Genomic DNA, 15,927 nt, shown 5'->3' with positions numbered 1-15,927 from the left:
GACCATGCCCAAAAATCCGATCATGATAACGCGTACGCCGCCGGCAACCCATACGCCCCGCTGGCAACACTCGCTGGCTACCGCGATCCGCGACCCGGCCACCCTCGCCCGGCGCCTGTCCCTCGCCCCGGAGCACCTGCCCGGGATGCAGGCCGGACACGCCAGCTTCCCGATCCGGGTACCGGAGAGCTGGCTCGCCCGCATCGTGCCCGGCGAACCGAAGGATCCACTGCTGCGCCAGGTGCTTCCGCTGGCGGAAGAGACCGACGAGGTGCCCGGCTTCGTCGCCGACCCGGTCGGCGACCATGACGCGCTGGCCGCGCCGGGCGTGGTGCACAAGTACGCCGGACGCGCCCTGCTGCTGACCACCGGGGCCTGCGCCATCCACTGCCGTTACTGCTTCCGCCGCGAGTTCGACTACGCCGACCACAACCCCGCACGCGACGACTGGGGCCCGGCACTGGACTATCTCGCGGCGCACCCCGACATCCACGAGGTCATCCTCAGCGGCGGCGACCCCCTGAGCCAGTCCGACACCCGGCTGGCGCGGCTGGTGGCGCGTCTGGAAGCCATTCCCCACCTCGAACGCCTGCGCATCCACACCCGCCTGCCGGTGGTGCTGCCGGAGCGGGTGGACGACGCCCTGCTGGGCTGGCTGGGGCAGGGGCGCCTGCAGCACGTGGTGGTGCTGCATGCCAACCACCCGCGCGAATTCGCGGCCCCGGCCGATCGCGCGCTGGAACGCCTGCGGGCGATCGGCATCACCCTGCTCAATCAGGCCGTGCTGCTGGCCGGGGTCAACGACGACGCCGACACCCTGGTCGAACTGCAGGAGAGCGGTTTTCGCCACGACGTGCTGCCGTATTACCTGCACTGCCTGGACCGCACCCGCGGCACCGCGCACTTCGAGGTACCTCCGGACCGCGCCGCCGCCATTTACCGGGAAATGCACCGCCGACTCCCGGGCTACCTGCTCCCCCGCCGGGTGCGCGAAATCGCCGGTGAACCGGGCAAAACCCCGATCGCCGGAATACCGGCTGACGGCGAAACGTCATTCCCCGACTTTTACCCTGACTTTTGATCGGGTACCTTCAGGGGATCTTCCCACTTTCCGGAACAGACCATGATCGATTCGGATGCCGTTTTCCCTCCCCTTCCCGAGGCGGAACCCAGCCCCGAGGGGTTCCCGCCGCACACGGCCAGGGCGCTGCGGGCCTGGTGCGAGGAGCTGCCCCGCGCCGACCGCGAGACGGCGTTCGAAAAACTCTGTGCCCTGCTCGGCTCGCTCAACCGGGTCGCCCTCAAGCCCGGTGTGCGCGACGAACTCGCGGACATCATCGAAGAACACCTGCTGCCCCTGATCCCGGAGGTGGAACGCGGGCTGCGCCGGCGGCCACTGCCGCTGGCCGAACGCAGCCTGCACCGCGCCCGGATCTTCGGTGACGCGCTGCGCGAACTGGCGAACATGCATCTGCTGCTGACCCCGGTCAGCGTGCCCGGCAACAAGGCCTCGCGCGAGAAGGCCACCCCGCACCTGCAGGCCGCCGTGGATGCCCTGGCCGCGCTGGCCATCCATCACTGGCGGCTGTATCAGCCGCTTCCTCGGGGCCTGTGGCGACAGATCTACGGTCTGCTGTGGTTCGCCCGCGAGCTGGGAGTGGATCGGCAAAAGGCCTTGCGCCAAACCGCGATCAGCCCGCTCGGCCCGGATTCGATCGATGCCACCACGGCACGCCTGTTCGTGCTTGGCAGCACCGGCGTGAATGCCCTGGAAATCGGCGACATCGACCTCCTGGCCCACTGGATCGCCGGCCTCCCGGTCGCCTGCAGCGAAGCCCCGAGCCCCGAAGAACACCCGGACCTCCCGGTCCTGCGCGCGGATCTGGACACCGACCACCCGCCCGGTCTGGTCCTGCGCAACCTGCCGCCCGGCGAAAGCAGCACCCATGTCGAACTCGGGACCCTGCTGGAGGCCCTGCGCAACCAGCCCGAATCGCTGGACCCCGCACGCCGGGCCGACGGTCGCACGCTGGCCGAGCGCATGCTGCGCCTGTGGTCGCGGCTGCCGACCCGTCGCCACTCGCGCGAGACCGCCGACGAACAGCGCTACTGCCTGTTCGGCCTGACCCGCATCCAGGCCTACATGCAGGCCGCGCTGGACAGCCGCAAGGGCCCCGCACGCCCTGCCCCGACCGACGCCGCGGTCCCCGACACCGGTGACGACGACGTTCACCCGGACGGGCGGCCGGCCACCGTGAACGTCATCCGGATGTCGGAGGCCGCGCGTGCCGACAGCGGCCTCAGCCTGTCCGACGAACCGCATGCGACGGAGCCCGACGATGACCCCCGTCCGCTGGCCGACCGTGGCACCGACCGCGCCGGACACGCATGGGAAGATGTCGGTCGTGGTCTCGAGATCGCCGACCACGAAGAGCCGCAGGCCCCCATCGTCAAGCGTCAGCAGCCCGAGCACTGGCAGGTCGAGGACATTGGCGCGGGCGGGGTTCGTCTGCGCCTGCAGAACCCGCAACAGACCCTGTTGATCGGCGACCTGGTCGGACTGCGGGAACAGGACCCGGAACAGATCGGCTGGACCGTCGGCGTGCTGCGCTGGATCCGTTTCGAAACCGACGACGAGATCAGCATTGGCGTGGAGTACCTTGCACAGCGCTGCATGCCGGTACTGATCCAGCTCTTCCGCGCCGGTCGTGCGATTCGCGAGGCCCGGCCGGGCCTGTTCACGCCGGTGCGCGTGGGCCAGGACGGAGCGGCGCTGTTCCTGCCGGCACAGGAATTCGATCACGAAAATCGTCTGGTCGTCTGGCTCAACGGCCGCGCACGCGTACTGGCGCTGGACGCAGAGCGCACGGGCACTACACTGTTCACCGAAGTCGGCTGCCGCATGACCGATATCGAGCTGGATGAAGCCCCGACCGACGAGCCGGGAACCCCGGATGCGGGAGATGCGCTCTCCCTGGACCCGCATTAACCGAGTACCCCCACTTCCATGATCGAATCCATTCGCGTCCTCTTCGTGACCGCCAACCCCAACCTGGCGGAGCAGGTCATCAGCAGTATCCGGTCGCGTGGCTGCGCGGTTCGCCCGGAGCAGGTCGATGACGGCGAGGGCCTGACCGCGGCGCTGCGTGAAACCCGCTTCGACGTCGTCGTCTTCACCGAACCCGGGCTGAATCTGGCGCGCAGCGACGTGGATGCGGCCCTGCAGGCCAGTGGCCGCCGCACCCCCCTGGTCCTGATGACGGAACGCCCGGAGGAGGAACGCCTGCCCGACTACGAGGCCGGTGTATTCGCCGTGGTGGACCATCAGCTGGTGGAGCTCACCGCGATCCTGACCCTGCGTGCGGCCGACTCGCTGCATTTGCGCCAGCAGATCAAGCGCATGGAGAACTCGCTGCAGGAGTCCGAGCGGCGCAGCCAGCTGCTGCTGGACAACTCGCGCGACGCCATCGCCTACATCCATGACGGCATGCATGTGTACGCCAACGCCTCCTGGCGCGAACGCTTCGGCGTTGACGACCCCGACGACATCGAGGGCCTGCCGCTGATGGATCTGGTCGCGCCGGAGAGCCGCGACGACCTCAAGCGCTTCCTGCGCAGCTACCAGGAGGGCAGCGAGGAGGCCATGGCGCAACGTTTCCAGTTGCGCACGATGGACGGCGAGGCCTTCGAGGCGGAGCTGCACCTGTCCTCCACGACCGTGGAAGGCGAGGCCGCGACCCAGGTCCAGCTCAGCTCCGGCGAAGACAAGGAGCTGGCGCAGAAGATCGACTATCTGTCACAGCGCGACCTGGTCACCGGCCTGTACAACCGACAGTACTTCCAGGACGCCATCGAAACCACGCGCACGCGGGCCGCGGAAACCGAAAAGCCCTTTGCCCTGCTGACCGTGGCGGTGGACCATTTCCCCGAAATCCGCGCCAACGCCGGGATGTCCGGGGCCGACCTGATGCTGGCCGACGTCGGCCAGATCATCGAGAGCCATTTCCCGGAAACCGCGGTGGTCGCACGGCTGGAGGCCGAACGCTTCGGTGTGCTGATGCCCGAAGCCCAGCAGGCCGCCGCGGAAGAACGCCTGGATGCACTGCAGGAGGCCATCGCCTCGCGGGTGTTCGAGGTGGGCACGCTGTCCACCCATGGCAGCGTTTCGGCCGGCGGGGTCATCGCCGACGAGACCGCGCCGGATACCGAGGAACTGCTGGCGCAGACCGACCGTGCACTGGAAGACGCGGTGAAGGCCGGTGGCGGCACCCATCGATTCTACCGTCCCGCCGAGGGCGAGCTGACCCAGGCGCAGCTGGATCAGCAATGGAAGAACCGCATCCTCGAGGCGCTGGAGGAGAACCGTCTGGAGCTGCGCTATCAGCCGGTGGTCAACCTGCACGGCGCCGACCGTCCGCGTTACAGCGTGTTCGTGCGCCTGCTGGATCCCGACGGCACGGTACACGAGCCGGTGGAATTCCTGCCCAGCGCCGAACGCACCGAAGTGGCGACCCGGATCGACCGCTGGATCCTGCGCCATGCCCTGGCGGTGCTGGCCCGGCAGTTGAAGAAGGACTCGCGCACGCAGTTCTTCCTCAAGCTGACCAACGGTTCGCTGGGCGACCCGTCCGTCCTGACCTGGCTGAACGACGACCTGCACGCCCTGCGCATCCCCGCGGACAACGTGGTGGTGGAACTCAAGGAACCGACCATCGTCACCCATCTCAAACCGGCGATGAACGTGGGCCGCGGGCTGAAGGAAATGCACGGTCACCTGTGCGTGGACGATTTCGGCAACGGCCTCAAGCCGTTCCAGCTGCTGCAGCACCTGGATGCCGACCACATCAAGCTGGACGCCTCGTTCGTGAAGGATCTTGCCGAAAGCGAGGAAAACCAGGAGACGATCCGCGAATACACCGAGGCCGCCCACGCCAAGGGCAAGCAGGTCATCGTCCCCCACATCGAGGATGCCTCGGCGCTGGCCGTGCTGTACGGCCTGAACGTCAACCTCGTGCAGGGCTTCTTCCTGCAGGCCCCGATGCCCGAGCCGGACTTCGACTTCGAGTCCGTCTGACGCGCTCGGGGCCGGCTCCCGGCCCTATTTCGACCAGAACTTCAGGTCGTCGAAGAACGAGCGCACCCCGTCGAAGAAGGAGTGTTCCTTGGGGCTGTGCTTGGTGCCGCCGGCCCGGGTCTCTTCCTCGAACTCCTGCAGCAGATCCTTCTGCCGTTTGGTCAGGTTGACCGGCGTCTCCACCACCACGCGACAGATCAGGTCGCCCACGCCGCCGCCGTGCACCGATTTCACGCCCTTGCCGCTGACCCGGAACTGCTTGCCGCTCTGGGTCTCCGGCGGGATCTTGAGGTTCACCCGGCCGTCCAGCGCCGGCACCTCCAGCTCGCCGCCCAGCGCGGCGGTGGCGAAGGAAATCGGGACCTCGCAGTGCAGGTCGTTGCCATCGCGGCGGAACAGCTGGTGCGGCTTGACCCGCACCTGCACGTAGAGGTCCCCCGGCGGGCCGCCGTTGAGGCCCGCCTCGCCCTGTCCGGACAGGCGGATGCGGTCGCCGGTGTCCACTCCGGCAGGGACCTTGACGTCCAGGGTGCTCTGCTCCTGCACCCGGCCCTGACCGCCGCAGGCCTTGCAGGGCGTGGGGATGATGCGTCCACTTCCCTGGCAGCGCGGGCAGGTCTGCTGCACCGAGAAGAATCCCTGCTGGATGCGGACCTGCCCCATGCCATTACAGGTCGGGCAGGTTTCGGTGGAGGTGCCCGGTTCCGCGCCCGAGCCGTCACAGGCCTCGCAGCTGCTGGTCGTGGGAATGCGGATCTGCACCTCCGTGCCGAACACCGCTTCCTCCAGCGTCAGCTCGAGGTTGTACTGCAGATCGGAGCCGCGGTAGGCACGCTGCCCGCCGCGACCGCCGCCGCCACCAAAGATGTCGCCGAAGATGTCCTCGAAGATGTCGCTGAAGTTGGACCCTCCGGCACCGCCGCCGAAGCCGCCGGCGGCCGAACCGTCCACGCCGGCGTGGCCGTAGCGGTCGTAGGCCGCCCGCTTCTGGTCGTCGCTGAGGACGTCGTGGGCCTCGCGGGCCTCCTTGAAACGGGCCTCGGCATCTTCATCCCCGGGGTTGCGGTCGGGGTGATACTTCATCGCCAGACGGCGAAAGGCCTTCTTGATGTCGGCGGCGGAGGCGTCCTTCGACACCCCCAGCACCTCGTAGTAATCGCGTTTTGCCATGATCGTTTTCCTGCGGATGGTCCGGGGCGTTCAGCCGTTGCCGGGAACGAAAGCGCCCGGGTTCGCGCATGCGCGGGCCCGGGCGTGGTGGCTGGCAAGGGAAACCGGCCGGCGCGTGGCCGGCCGGCCACGGCCGATCAGCCGTTCTTCTTGTCGTTGTCGTCGACTTCCTCGAACTCGGCGTCGACCACGTCGTCGCCCTGCTGCTGGCCACCGGCTTCCCCGGAGGCATCGGCCGCCCCGGCGTCACCGCCCTGCTGCGCGTAGGCCTTCTCGGCGATCTTGCCGGAGGCTTCGGTCAGCTTCTGCGTGGCCTGCTCGATGGCCTCGGCGTCGTCGCCTTCCATCGCGGTCTTGACCTCGCTCACCGCCGACTCGATCTCGGAGCGTTCCTCGTCGGAGACCTGATCGCCCAGATCACTGAGCGACTTCTCGGCGGAGTGCACCATGGCATCGGCCTGGTTGCGCGCCTGCACCAGCTGCTGGAACTTCTTGTCCTCTTCGGCATGGGCCTCGGCGTCCTTGACCATCTGCTCGACTTCGTCCTCGGACAGGCCGGAGGAGGCCTTGATGACGATCTTGTTCTCCTTGCCGGTCGCCTTGTCCTTGGCCGAGACGTTCAGGATGCCGTTGGAGTCGATGTCGAAGGTGACCTCGATCTGCGGCACGCCACGCGGCGCCGCCGGGATGTCCTGCAGGTCGAAGCGGCCCAGCGACTTGTTGGCGCTGGCCATGTCGCGCTCGCCCTGCAGCACGTGCACGGTCACCGCGGTCTGGTTGTCTTCGGCGGTGGAGAACACCTGCTGCGCCCGGGTCGGGATGGTGGTGTTCTTCTCGATCAGCTTGGTCATCACGCCGCCCATGGTCTCGATGCCCAGCGACAGCGGGGTCACGTCCAGCAGCAGCACGTCCTTGACGTCGCCGCCCAGCACGCCGGCCTGCACCGCGGCGCCGACCGCGACCGCCTCGTCCGGGTTCACGTCCTTGCGCGCATCCTTGCCGAAGAAGCCGGAGACCGCTTCCTGCACCTTGGGCATGCGGGTCTGACCGCCGACCAGGATCACGTCGTCCACCTCGGAGGCGGACAGGCCGGCGTCCTTCAGGGCGACCTTGCAGGGCTCGATGGAGCGCTGGATCAGGTCCTCGACCAGGCTCTCCAGTTTGGCCCGGGTGACCTTGATCGCCAGGTGCTTGGGCCCGGTATTGTCGGCCGTGATGTACGGCAGGTTGACCTCGGTCTGCTGCGCGGAGGACAGCTCGATCTTCGCCTTCTCGGCGGCTTCCTTCACGCGCTGCATGGCCAGCGGATCGCCCTTGATGTCGATGCCCTGGTCCTTCTTGAACTCGTCGGCCAGGTAGTCGATCAGGCGATTGTCGAAGTCCTCGCCGCCGAGGAAGGTATCACCGTTGGTCGCCAGCACCTCGAACTGGTGCTCGCCGTCCACCTCGGCGATCTCGATGATCGAGATGTCGAAGGTACCACCGCCCAGGTCGTACACCGCGATCTTGCGGTCACCGCGCTGTTTGTCCATGCCGTAGGCCAGCGAGGCGGCCGTCGGCTCGTTGATGATGCGCTTGACCTCCAGCCCGGCGATCTTGCCGGCGTCCTTGGTCGCCTGGCGCTGCGAGTCGTTGAAGTAGGCCGGCACGGTGATGACCGCTTCGGTCACTTCTTCCCCGAGGTAATCCTCGGCGGTCTTCTTCATCTTCTGCAGCACGCGCGCGGAGATCTCCGGCGGGGCCATCTTCTTGCCCTGCACCTCGACCCAGGCGTCGCCGTTGTCGGCCTTGACGATGCTGTAGGAGACGAGGTCGATGTCCTTCTGCACTTCGCCCTCGTCAAACTTGCGGCCGATCAGTCGCTTGGCCGCAAAGATGGTGTTGTGCGGGTTGGTCACCGCCTGGCGTTTGGCGGCCTGGCCGACCAGCACCTCGCCATCTTCACTGAACGCGACGATGGACGGCGTGGTGCGCGCGCCCTCGGCGTTCTCGATGACCTTGGCCTGGTCGCCTTCCATCACGGCGACGCAGGAGTTGGTGGTCCCGAGGTCGATTCCGATCATCTTGCCCATGGCTGAATTCTCCTGAAATTGAAAGTTCGCGGCACAGGGGACGCCCCTGCCCGTTTGTACGGTGATCTGGGGGCCGTGGCGGCCTTTTCAACCGCCCCGGCCGGAATTCGTGACCGGCGAGTGGTCAGGCGTTCTCGTCGATGCCCGGGGAACTGGGCGCCTTCGAGACCATGACCATCGCCGGACGCAGGACCCGGTCCTGCAGCATGTAACCCTTCTGCATGGTCGCGACCACGGTGTTCGGCGGCTGCTCGGGATCCTCCTGCATCGACATCGCCTGATGGCGCTCCGGATCGAAACGCTCGCCGGTGGGCTCCTCGGCCTGGATGCCGAACTTGTCGAAGACCTTGTGCAGGTTCTTGAGGGTCAGGTCCACGCCCTCGATGACGCGGTCCACGTCCTGCGACTCGCGCGCGGCCTGCAGCCCCATCTCCAGGGAATCACAGACCTCCAGCATCTCGGAGGCGAATTTCTCCATCGCATACTTGTGCGCGTTCTCCAGCTCGCGTTCGAAGCGCCGGCGCTGGTTCTCCAGCTCGGCCTGCGCGCGCAGGGCCTGGTCGCGCCGCTCCTCGGCCAGCGCCTCCAGCTCCTGGATGCGATCGGCCTCGCCGGCCGCCGCGGCCGCTTCCTGTTCCTCGGGGGAGGGCGACTCCTGCGCTTCGTTTTCGGGGGTTTCCCGGGATTCCGGCTGTTCGGACATGCTTCCCTCGCGTTCGTATCGAGTGTTGTTCGGACGGGCGCCGCCTGTCGCCGGCGCACAAGCAGGAAGGCGGGGCTCGCGGCCCCGCCTTCGCGGTGTTTACTGGGAGTCTGGGGATTCCCCGCGCACATTCAAGGCCGAGCCCAGCAATCGTGCGGTGACGTCCACGATGGGCACGACCCGGTCGTAGGACATGCGCGTCGGGCCGATCACACCCAGCACACCCACCACCTCGCCTTCCACGCTGTAGGGCGCGGTCACCACCGAGCAGTTCTCGAACCAGTCGAGACCCGACTCGCGGCCGATGAAGATCTGCACCCGGTCGCCGCGGATGCACTGGTCGAGGATGCCGAGGATCTCTCGCTTCTCGTTGAACGCTTCCAGCAGCTGCCGCAGGCGCTCCATGTCGGAAAGCTCCTCGTAGCCCAGCAGCTGGGTCTGGCCGGCCACGACGACATCGTCGGGGTCCTCGTCGCCCAGCGCCTGTTCGCCCAGGTCGATGGCGGCCAGCATCTGCGCGTCCAGGTCGTCGCGCACCTCGCGCATTTCCCGCAGGAGTTCGGCGCGCACCGTATGCAGGCTCTTCCCCGCGAGATGCGCGTTGAGATAATTGGCCATGCGCTGCAGGTCGTCCTGACTGAAGTCCCGCTCCAGTTCGAGGACGCGATTCTGCACCTCGCGGCCGTCGATCACCAGGATCGCCAGCACCCGGCCCTCGCCCAGCCGCAGGAACTCGATCTGCGACAACGCGACGTTGCGATGCCGCGGCAGCCGCACCATCCCGGCCATGCGCGTCACCTGGGACAGCACGCTGCTGGCGCTGTCCAGCAGGTCCTGGGTGGAGGCGCCGGGATCGAAGCGCGATTCGATCGCATCGATCTGCTCGCGACTGGGCTTGCGCACCTCCAGCAGGCTGTCGACGAACAGCCGGTAGCCGGCGGTGGTCGGAACCCGCCCGGCCGAGGTGTGCGGCGCCTGGATCAGGCCACGATCCTCGAGATCGGCCATCACGTTGCGCACCGTCGCGGCGCTCACCTTGAGGCCCGAGGCGCGCGCGAGGTTGCGGGACCCCACCGGCTGACCATCGCTGATATAGCTCTCGATCAGCGTCCGCAGCAGGGTCCGCTCGCGGGCATCCAGCTGAATCGACGAGTCGTTCATGTTTCTGTCAGCGCTCCTTCCGGACGAGTGCCACAACCGTCCAAGTGTTCGGGGACCGCGCCCCGCCGTCAAGCGGCCGCGTGCAGGACCGCCCCGTTTTCCGGATAATGCCGGCATGATGCCAGAGTTCAAGACCGTCGGCCTGATCGGCAAGGCCAACGACCCGCGCACCGCTCCGCTGGTGGAGCGGCTGGTACAGTTGCTGTGCGAGCGCGAGCGACACATACTGATGGAGGCCGACATCCAGGGCTTCCAGCGCCCGGCCGACGTACCGATCCGGCCGGTCGGCGAGCTGGCGCGCGAAGCCGACCTGCTGATCGTGATCGGCGGCGACGGCACCCTGCTGGCGACCGCCCGGGTCACCGCCGGGATCGGCACGCCGCTGCTGGGGATCAATCTCGGCCGCCTGGGCTTCCTGGTCGACGTATCCCCCGATACCGCGGCGGAGGAACTGGGGGAGGTCCTGGACGGCGCCTACGTGCTGGAACCGCGCTCCATGCTGGAGGCCGAAGTGGTGCGCGACGGCGTGACCGTGCACACCGGGGTCGCGGTCAACGATGCCGTGCTGCACGTACTCAGCGTGGTGCGCATCATCGAGTTCGACACCACCATCGATGGCGTGGACGTCGGGCGCCTGCGGGCCGACGGGCTGGTGGTGGCCACGCCCACCGGCTCCACCGCCTACGCCCTGTCGGCCGGCGGCCCCATCCTCACCCCGCAGATGGACGGCATGGTGATCGTCCCGGTCGCGCCGCACAGCCTGAACCACCGCCCGCTGGTGGTGGGCGGTGATTCGGTCATCGAGATCCAGCTGTCCCCCGACAGCCGCTCGCCGGCACAGGTCGCGCTGGACGGTCAGGAGAACGTCGACTTCGGGCCCGGCGACCGCCTGCGCATCCGCCGCCGGGAATACGGCATGACCCTGATCCACCCGCACAATCACCAGTTCCTGCGCATGCTGCGTTCCAAGCTGCGCTGGGGAGAACAGCCCTGACATGCTGCGCCTGATCCACATCCGCGATTTCGCCATCGTCGACGAACTCGAACTCGAGCTCGACGACGGCCTCAACGCCCTGACCGGCGAGACCGGGGCGGGCAAGTCCATCCTGGTTGACGTGGTCGGCCTGCTGCTGGGCGACCGCGCCGACGCCTCCATGGTGCGCGAGGGCGCCGAACAGGCCGAGCTGGGCGCCGAATGCGAACTGCCGGACAACAGCCCGGCGCATGCCTGGCTCGCCGAGGCCGGTCTGGCCGGCGAGGAAGGCGACCCGCTCCTGCTGCGCCGCGTGCTGACGCGCCAGGGCAAGAGCCGCGCCTGGATCAACGGGCGCCCCGCAACCGTTACCCAGCTGCGGGAACTGGGCCAGTGGCTGGTCGACATCCACGGGCAGCATGCCCATCAGCAGCTGCTCGGGCGCGATACCCAGCGGGCCTGGCTGGACGGCTTTGTCGAGGCGCCCCTGTGCCATGCGGTGTCTACCGCCTTCCAGCAATGGCGCGAGGTCCGCAGCGCCCTGGAAAAGGCCCGTGCGGAACTGGCCGAGGCCGGCGACCGGCTGGACCTGCTGCGTTTTCAGACCGGCGAACTGGCCGAACTGGCGCCGGAGCCCGACGAATACCCCGAGCTCTCCACCGAACAGAGCCGGCTGGCGCATGGCACCGAGGTCCTGCAGGCCCTCCAGGCGGCCGACGACACCATCGGCGAGGACAACGGGCTGGATGCCCTGCTCGGCCAGATGCTGCACCGGCTGCAGGAGGCGGCCCGCCATGACGACCGCCTGCAGCCCGGGATCGAGCTGCTGGAGTCGGCCCGCATCCAGATCGACGAGGCCGGGGACACCCTGCGCCGGCTGGCCGAGGACATCGACCCCGACCCGCAGCGCCTGGCGGAACTGGATGCGCGACTGGGGGAGTACCTGCGTCTGGCGCGCAAGCACCGGGTCGAACCGGAGGAACTCCCCGGGCTGCATCAACGGCTGCAGGACGAACTCGAGCACCTGGAATCCGGCGACCGGACGGTCGAAGAACTGGAGGCCCGGGCCACGCAGGCGCGCAGCGCGCTGGAAGACGCCGCGGCGGAACTCACCCGCGCACGCGAGCAGGCCGCGCGGCGCATCGAGACCGCTGTCACCGAGACCATGCAGGAACTGGGCATGGCCGGCGGACGTTTCGAGATCGCCGTGGAACCCGACGACGAAACGCGCGCCCATGGCGCCGACCGGGTGGAATTCCGCGTCGCCGCCAACCCCGGCCAGACCCCGCAGCCGCTGGCCCGGGTGGCATCGGGCGGCGAACTGTCGCGTATCGGCCTGGCCCTGCAGGTGCTCGCGAGCCAGCAACAGACCGTGCCCACCCTGATCTTCGACGAGGTCGATTCGGGCATCAGCGGCGCGGTGGCCGAGGTCGTCGGGCGCAAGCTGCGGCGGCTGGGGGAACGCCACCAGGTGCTGTGCGTCACCCATCTCGCGCAGGTCGCCGCACAGGCCCATCATCAGCTGGAAGTGGCCAAGACCACGGCCGAGGATCACACCCGCACCGGCATCCGGCGTCTCGATCACGAAGACCGGGTAGACGCCCTGGCCCGCCTGATCGGCGGCAGTGCCCTCACCGAGAGCAGCCGCGCCCACGCACGGGAGCTGCTGCAAACGCCCGGGGACTGAGACGACTCCCCCGGCGAAGCCCGGTGGGGAGAGGGTTCAGGCGGGGCGGCGGGGGCAGGCCTCGTCGCTGCAGTCGCCGTACAGCACCAGGGCATGATCCCGGATCGAAAACCCGTAGTCCGAGGCGATCTGCTGCTGACGCTGTTCGATGGTCTCGTCGTAGAACTCCTCGACCCGCCCGCACTGGTTGCAGACGATGTGGTCGTGGTGGCCGCCGCGCTCCAGCTCGAACACCGCCTGGTTGCCCTCCAGATGGAGCCGGCAGACCAGGCCGGCGGCCTCGAACTGGGTGAGCACGCGATACACCGTGGCCAGGCCGATCTCCTCGCCGGAATCCAGCAGCTCGCGGTAGATCGCCTCGGCCGTGAGATGCCGCGTCTCCGACTGATCCAGGATCTCCAGGATCTTCATCCGCGGCAGCGTGACTTTCAGACCGGCCTTCTTGAGATTGCTCGTTTCCATGCACGATCCCTGCATCGCGTCGGGCTCCGGGCATTGAGAGCCACCGGATGCTTTGGTGTACCATGCGCGTTTCCAGACTCGTTCAAGGTCCCGCGCGCTCGATGTACAAGATTCTCATTACTATCGCGGTCGCCGCAAGCACGCTTACCGCGTGCAGTGGCTTTAACCAGTTCCGTCTCGACGTGCAGCAGGGCAACGTGATCGACGCCACCGACGTGGCGCGAGTCCAGCCCGGCATGACGCCCGGCCAGGTGCGTTTCCTGCTGGGGACGCCGCAACTGGACGCGGCCTTCAAGAGCGAGGACCGCTGGGACTATGTCTATTACCGGCGTCCGGGGATCGGCCCCACCGAACGCCAGCGCGTGAGCGTGTATTTCCAGGACGGCGTGGTCGCCTACATCGACTCCGACGTGCCGCAGCCGGTCGCCCTGGAGGACCACCCGGTGGACATGGACGACTGAGGGAGACGGGCGGGCGGCGTCACCGGGGTCACGCCTCCCCGCCCTTTTCTTTCGTCTTGCCCTTGCCGGCACGCTGGCGCCGCACCTCTTTCGGGTCGGCGATCAGCGGGCGGTAAATCTCCACCCGGTCGCGCGGCCGCAGCACGGTATCGCGGCGGGTAATCTTGCCGAAGATCCCCACCTTCGCATTGTCCAGATCGATCTCCGGAAACTGCCGGTCGATCTCGGACTGGCGCAGCGCCTGCTCGACGGTCGTTCCGGGCGAGACCTCCAGCGACAGGATCACCTGACGGTCGGGCCGCGCATAGGCGACCTCGACCGTCATCGGCCCCTCGCCACCATCGTCTGCCTCAGCCATTCCCGTGCACCTCCTGCGCGCGGCGGACGAAGGCGTCCACCAGGGAGTTGGCGATCTGGTGGAACACCGGGCCGATCGCGAACGACATCAGCCGGCTGGCGAACTCGAATTCCAGCTCCAGCGAAATGCGCGTGCCGCCGCCCTCCAGCTCGGTGAAGCGCCAGGTGCCGTGCAGGCGCTGGAACGGCCCCTTCACCAGACGGATGTCGATGGACTCCGGCCGCCGCAGGGTGTTGCGGGTGGTGAACGACTTGTGCAGCGCCCCCTTGGCGAGCTCGATCGTGCCCTCCACCTGGTTCTCGCTGCGGTTGCGTGCGGACGCGCTGCGACAGCCCGGCAGGAATTCCGGGTAAGAGTCGATGTCGTCCACCAGGTCGAACATCTGCTCGCGCGAATACGGCACGTCGGCCGAACGCTGGATCTTCGAGCCCATCAGATCAGCTCCACCGCACGCAGGAACACCAGCAGGATCGCGACCGGCGCGACGAAGCGCACCAGGAAGTACCACAGCCCGAACAGCGCCGGGGAGCGCATCGCCAGCTCCGCACTCACCGACCCGCGGGTCATGCGCCAGCCGGCGAACAGCGCGATCAGGAATCCGCCCAGCGGCAGCAGGATATTCGCGGTCAGGTAGTCGAGGAAATCGAGCACGCCCATGTCGAACAGGGTGTAGTCCGACCAGACGTTGAGCGACAGCAGCGCTGCGATCCCCAGGGTCCAGGCCGCGATCGCCAGCACCGTGGTCGCAGCCACCCGCGTCATGCCCACGGTTTCCACCAGCCAGGCCACCGCCGGCTCGGCGATCGAAATCGCCGAGGTCCAGGCCGCGAAGCTCAACAGGATGAAGAACACCGTCCCGAAGATCAGCCCGCCGGGCATCTCGCCGAAGGCCAGCGGCAAGGTCACGAAGATCAGCCCCGGCCCCTCGCCCGGCGACAGCCCGGCGCCCAGCACGATCGGGAAGATCGCCAGCCCGGCCACGATCGCGACCAGGGTATCCGCCCCCACGACCACCCCGGCGGTGCGCGGGATGGAGGCGTCGCTCTGCAGATAGCTGCCGTAGATCATGATTGCGCCCATGCCCAGGCTCAGGGTAAAGAAGGCCTGCCCCATGGCCAGCAGCACCGCGTTGGCGGACAACTCGGAGAAGTCCGGCGCCAGCATGAACGCCAGACCCTCGGCGAAGTTGCCCTGCACCACCGCATAGCCGACCATCACCAGCAGCATCACGAACAGCAGCGGCATCAGGATGGTCACGGCCTTCTCCAGCCCCGACTGCACCCCGCGCGCAACCACGATGCCCACCATCACCATGAAGATGGTGTGCCAGGCCAGCAGCGCCTCGGGGGAGGCCAGCATGCCGTCGAACATCGCCTCGGAACCCCCGGCGTCCAGGCCGACAAAGCCGCCGGCCCCGCTCTTGAAGATATACGACAGGGCCCAGCCCGCGACCACCGAATAGAACGACAGGATCAGGAAGCCGGTCACCACGCCGATCCAGCCGATCGAGACCCAGCCGACCGGGACCCCTTCCTCGCGCGACAGGCTGGTCATGGTATTGATCGGTGACTGCCGCCCGCGCCGGCCGAGCATGATCTCGGCGATCATCACCGGCAGGCCGATGAGCAATATGCAGCCCAGATACACCAGCACGAAGGCGCCACCGCCGTTCTCGCCGGCGATGTAGGGAAAACGCCAGATGTTCCCGAGCCCGACGGCCGAGCCCGTCGCCGCGAGGATGAAGGCCAGGCGGGTGGTCCATTGACCATGGATCGATGCGGTGGGTGGCATGCGGATCTCCGTGTT

General features: G+C 67.9%; 14 protein-coding genes. 6 read left to right on the top strand and 8 right to left on the bottom strand.

The genetic code is table 11. The features are described from left to right. Positions 1–22: 22 nt before the first annotated feature. From epmB to F788_RS0103930, 3 genes are read left to right on the top strand one after another with little or no spacing between them, the layout of a single operon-like run. Positions 23–1,081, top strand: coding sequence for an EF-P beta-lysylation protein EpmB (gene epmB, locus F788_RS0103940; RefSeq protein WP_051080611.1), 1,059 nt, complete (start codon positions 23–25; stop codon positions 1,079–1,081). Positions 1,082–1,123: 42 nt separating this feature from the next. Next, entirely contained in the window at positions 1,124–2,989 is a 1,866-nt protein-coding gene (locus F788_RS0103935) for a hypothetical protein (protein ID WP_019589309.1), read from the top strand. 18 nt (positions 2,990–3,007) lie between these two features. After that, positions 3,008–5,074: a GGDEF domain-containing phosphodiesterase gene (locus tag F788_RS0103930; protein ID WP_019589308.1), complete on the top strand. Its 2,067-nt coding sequence runs from the start codon at positions 3,008–3,010 to the stop codon at positions 5,072–5,074. Between the two features lie 24 nt (positions 5,075–5,098). Here the strand turns inward: F788_RS0103930 and dnaJ are convergent, their stop codons facing one another. From dnaJ to hrcA, 4 genes are all read right to left on the bottom strand, one after another. Next, positions 5,099–6,244, bottom strand: a complete 1,146-nt coding sequence (gene dnaJ, locus F788_RS0103925) for a molecular chaperone DnaJ (protein WP_019021213.1) — start codon at positions 6,242–6,244, stop codon at positions 5,099–5,101. Between the two features lie 137 nt (positions 6,245–6,381). After that, positions 6,382–8,316, bottom strand: a complete 1,935-nt coding sequence (gene dnaK, locus F788_RS0103920; protein ID WP_018869987.1) for a molecular chaperone DnaK — start codon at positions 8,314–8,316, stop codon at positions 6,382–6,384. A 124-nt stretch (positions 8,317–8,440) separates the two neighbouring features. Further along, positions 8,441–9,019, bottom strand: coding sequence for a nucleotide exchange factor GrpE (gene grpE / locus F788_RS0103915; protein WP_018869988.1), 579 nt, complete (start codon positions 9,017–9,019; stop codon positions 8,441–8,443). A gap of 99 nt (positions 9,020–9,118) precedes the next feature. Next, the gene (gene hrcA, locus F788_RS0103910; protein ID WP_018869989.1) at positions 9,119–10,180 is read right to left on the bottom strand and encodes a heat-inducible transcriptional repressor HrcA; all 1,062 of its coding nucleotides are present in this window, start codon (positions 10,178–10,180) and stop codon (positions 9,119–9,121) included. Positions 10,181–10,295: 115 nt separating this feature from the next. Between hrcA and F788_RS0103905 the strand changes: the two genes are divergently transcribed. Both F788_RS0103905 and recN read left to right on the top strand, forming a co-directional pair. Further along, on the top strand, positions 10,296–11,174 hold the full coding sequence (locus tag F788_RS0103905; RefSeq protein WP_019021216.1) for an NAD(+) kinase: 879 nt from the start codon (positions 10,296–10,298) through the stop codon (positions 11,172–11,174). Between the two features lies 1 nt (position 11,175). Next, positions 11,176–12,840: a DNA repair protein RecN gene (gene recN / locus F788_RS0103900; RefSeq protein ID WP_019589307.1), complete on the top strand. Its 1,665-nt coding sequence runs from the start codon at positions 11,176–11,178 to the stop codon at positions 12,838–12,840. Positions 12,841–12,876: 36 nt separating this feature from the next. Here the strand turns inward: recN and fur are convergent, their stop codons facing one another. Next, positions 12,877–13,302, bottom strand: a complete 426-nt coding sequence (gene fur, locus F788_RS0103895; protein WP_019021218.1) for a ferric iron uptake transcriptional regulator — start codon at positions 13,300–13,302, stop codon at positions 12,877–12,879. 101 nt (positions 13,303–13,403) lie between these two features. On the opposite strand from fur, the gene F788_RS0103890 reads away from it, so the two are divergent. Then, entirely contained in the window at positions 13,404–13,763 is a 360-nt protein-coding gene (locus F788_RS0103890; RefSeq protein WP_018869993.1) for an outer membrane protein assembly factor BamE, read from the top strand. A 28-nt stretch (positions 13,764–13,791) separates the two neighbouring features. Here the strand turns inward: F788_RS0103890 and F788_RS0103885 are convergent, their stop codons facing one another. From F788_RS0103885 to F788_RS0103875, 3 genes are read right to left on the bottom strand one after another with little or no spacing between them, the layout of a single operon-like run. Continuing rightward, on the bottom strand, positions 13,792–14,121 hold the full coding sequence (locus tag F788_RS0103885; protein ID WP_019589306.1) for an RnfH family protein: 330 nt from the start codon (positions 14,119–14,121) through the stop codon (positions 13,792–13,794). Further along, entirely contained in the window at positions 14,114–14,554 is a 441-nt protein-coding gene (locus F788_RS0103880) for a type II toxin-antitoxin system RatA family toxin (RefSeq protein ID WP_018869995.1), read from the bottom strand. Before F788_RS0103880 ends, F788_RS0103885 begins: the two co-directional genes overlap by 8 nt. Next, positions 14,554–15,912 (bottom strand): sodium-dependent transporter, encoded by a 1,359-nt coding sequence (locus tag F788_RS0103875; protein ID WP_019589305.1) that lies wholly within the window; start codon positions 15,910–15,912, stop codon positions 14,554–14,556. The genes F788_RS0103880 and F788_RS0103875 overlap by 1 nt, the downstream gene beginning before the upstream one ends. Positions 15,913–15,927 lie beyond the last annotated feature (15 nt).

The sequence above is a fragment of the Thioalkalivibrio sp. ALE10 genome, from assembly GCF_000381385.1.
GTDB lineage: Bacteria > Pseudomonadota > Gammaproteobacteria > Ectothiorhodospirales > Ectothiorhodospiraceae > Thioalkalivibrio.
The sequence above is the reverse complement of the archived record's forward strand: the minus strand, read 5'-3'. Positions and strand labels throughout refer to the sequence as shown.

Bases quoted from the DNA above. Each gene is read 5' to 3' on its own strand.
- epmB (WP_051080611.1), top strand. From the start codon at position 23: ATGATAACGCGTACGCCGCCGGCAACCCATACGCCCCGCTGGCAACAC.
- F788_RS0103935 (WP_019589309.1), top strand. From the start codon at position 1,124: ATGATCGATTCGGATGCCGTTTTCCCTCCCCTTCCCGAGGCGGAACCC.
- F788_RS0103930 (WP_019589308.1), top strand. From the start codon at position 3,008: ATGATCGAATCCATTCGCGTCCTCTTCGTGACCGCCAACCCCAACCTG.
- dnaJ (WP_019021213.1), bottom strand. From the start codon at position 6,244: ATGGCAAAACGCGATTACTACGAGGTGCTGGGGGTGTCGAAGGACGCC.
- dnaK (WP_018869987.1), bottom strand. From the start codon at position 8,316: ATGGGCAAGATGATCGGAATCGACCTCGGGACCACCAACTCCTGCGTC.
- grpE (WP_018869988.1), bottom strand. From the start codon at position 9,019: ATGTCCGAACAGCCGGAATCCCGGGAAACCCCCGAAAACGAAGCGCAG.
- hrcA (WP_018869989.1), bottom strand. From the start codon at position 10,180: ATGAACGACTCGTCGATTCAGCTGGATGCCCGCGAGCGGACCCTGCTG.
- F788_RS0103905 (WP_019021216.1), top strand. From the start codon at position 10,296: ATGATGCCAGAGTTCAAGACCGTCGGCCTGATCGGCAAGGCCAACGAC.
- recN (WP_019589307.1), top strand. From the start codon at position 11,176: ATGCTGCGCCTGATCCACATCCGCGATTTCGCCATCGTCGACGAACTC.
- fur (WP_019021218.1), bottom strand. From the start codon at position 13,302: ATGGAAACGAGCAATCTCAAGAAGGCCGGTCTGAAAGTCACGCTGCCG.
- F788_RS0103890 (WP_018869993.1), top strand. From the start codon at position 13,404: ATGTACAAGATTCTCATTACTATCGCGGTCGCCGCAAGCACGCTTACC.
- F788_RS0103885 (WP_019589306.1), bottom strand. From the start codon at position 14,121: ATGGCTGAGGCAGACGATGGTGGCGAGGGGCCGATGACGGTCGAGGTC.
- F788_RS0103880 (WP_018869995.1), bottom strand. From the start codon at position 14,554: ATGGGCTCGAAGATCCAGCGTTCGGCCGACGTGCCGTATTCGCGCGAG.
- F788_RS0103875 (WP_019589305.1), bottom strand. From the start codon at position 15,912: ATGCCACCCACCGCATCGATCCATGGTCAATGGACCACCCGCCTGGCC.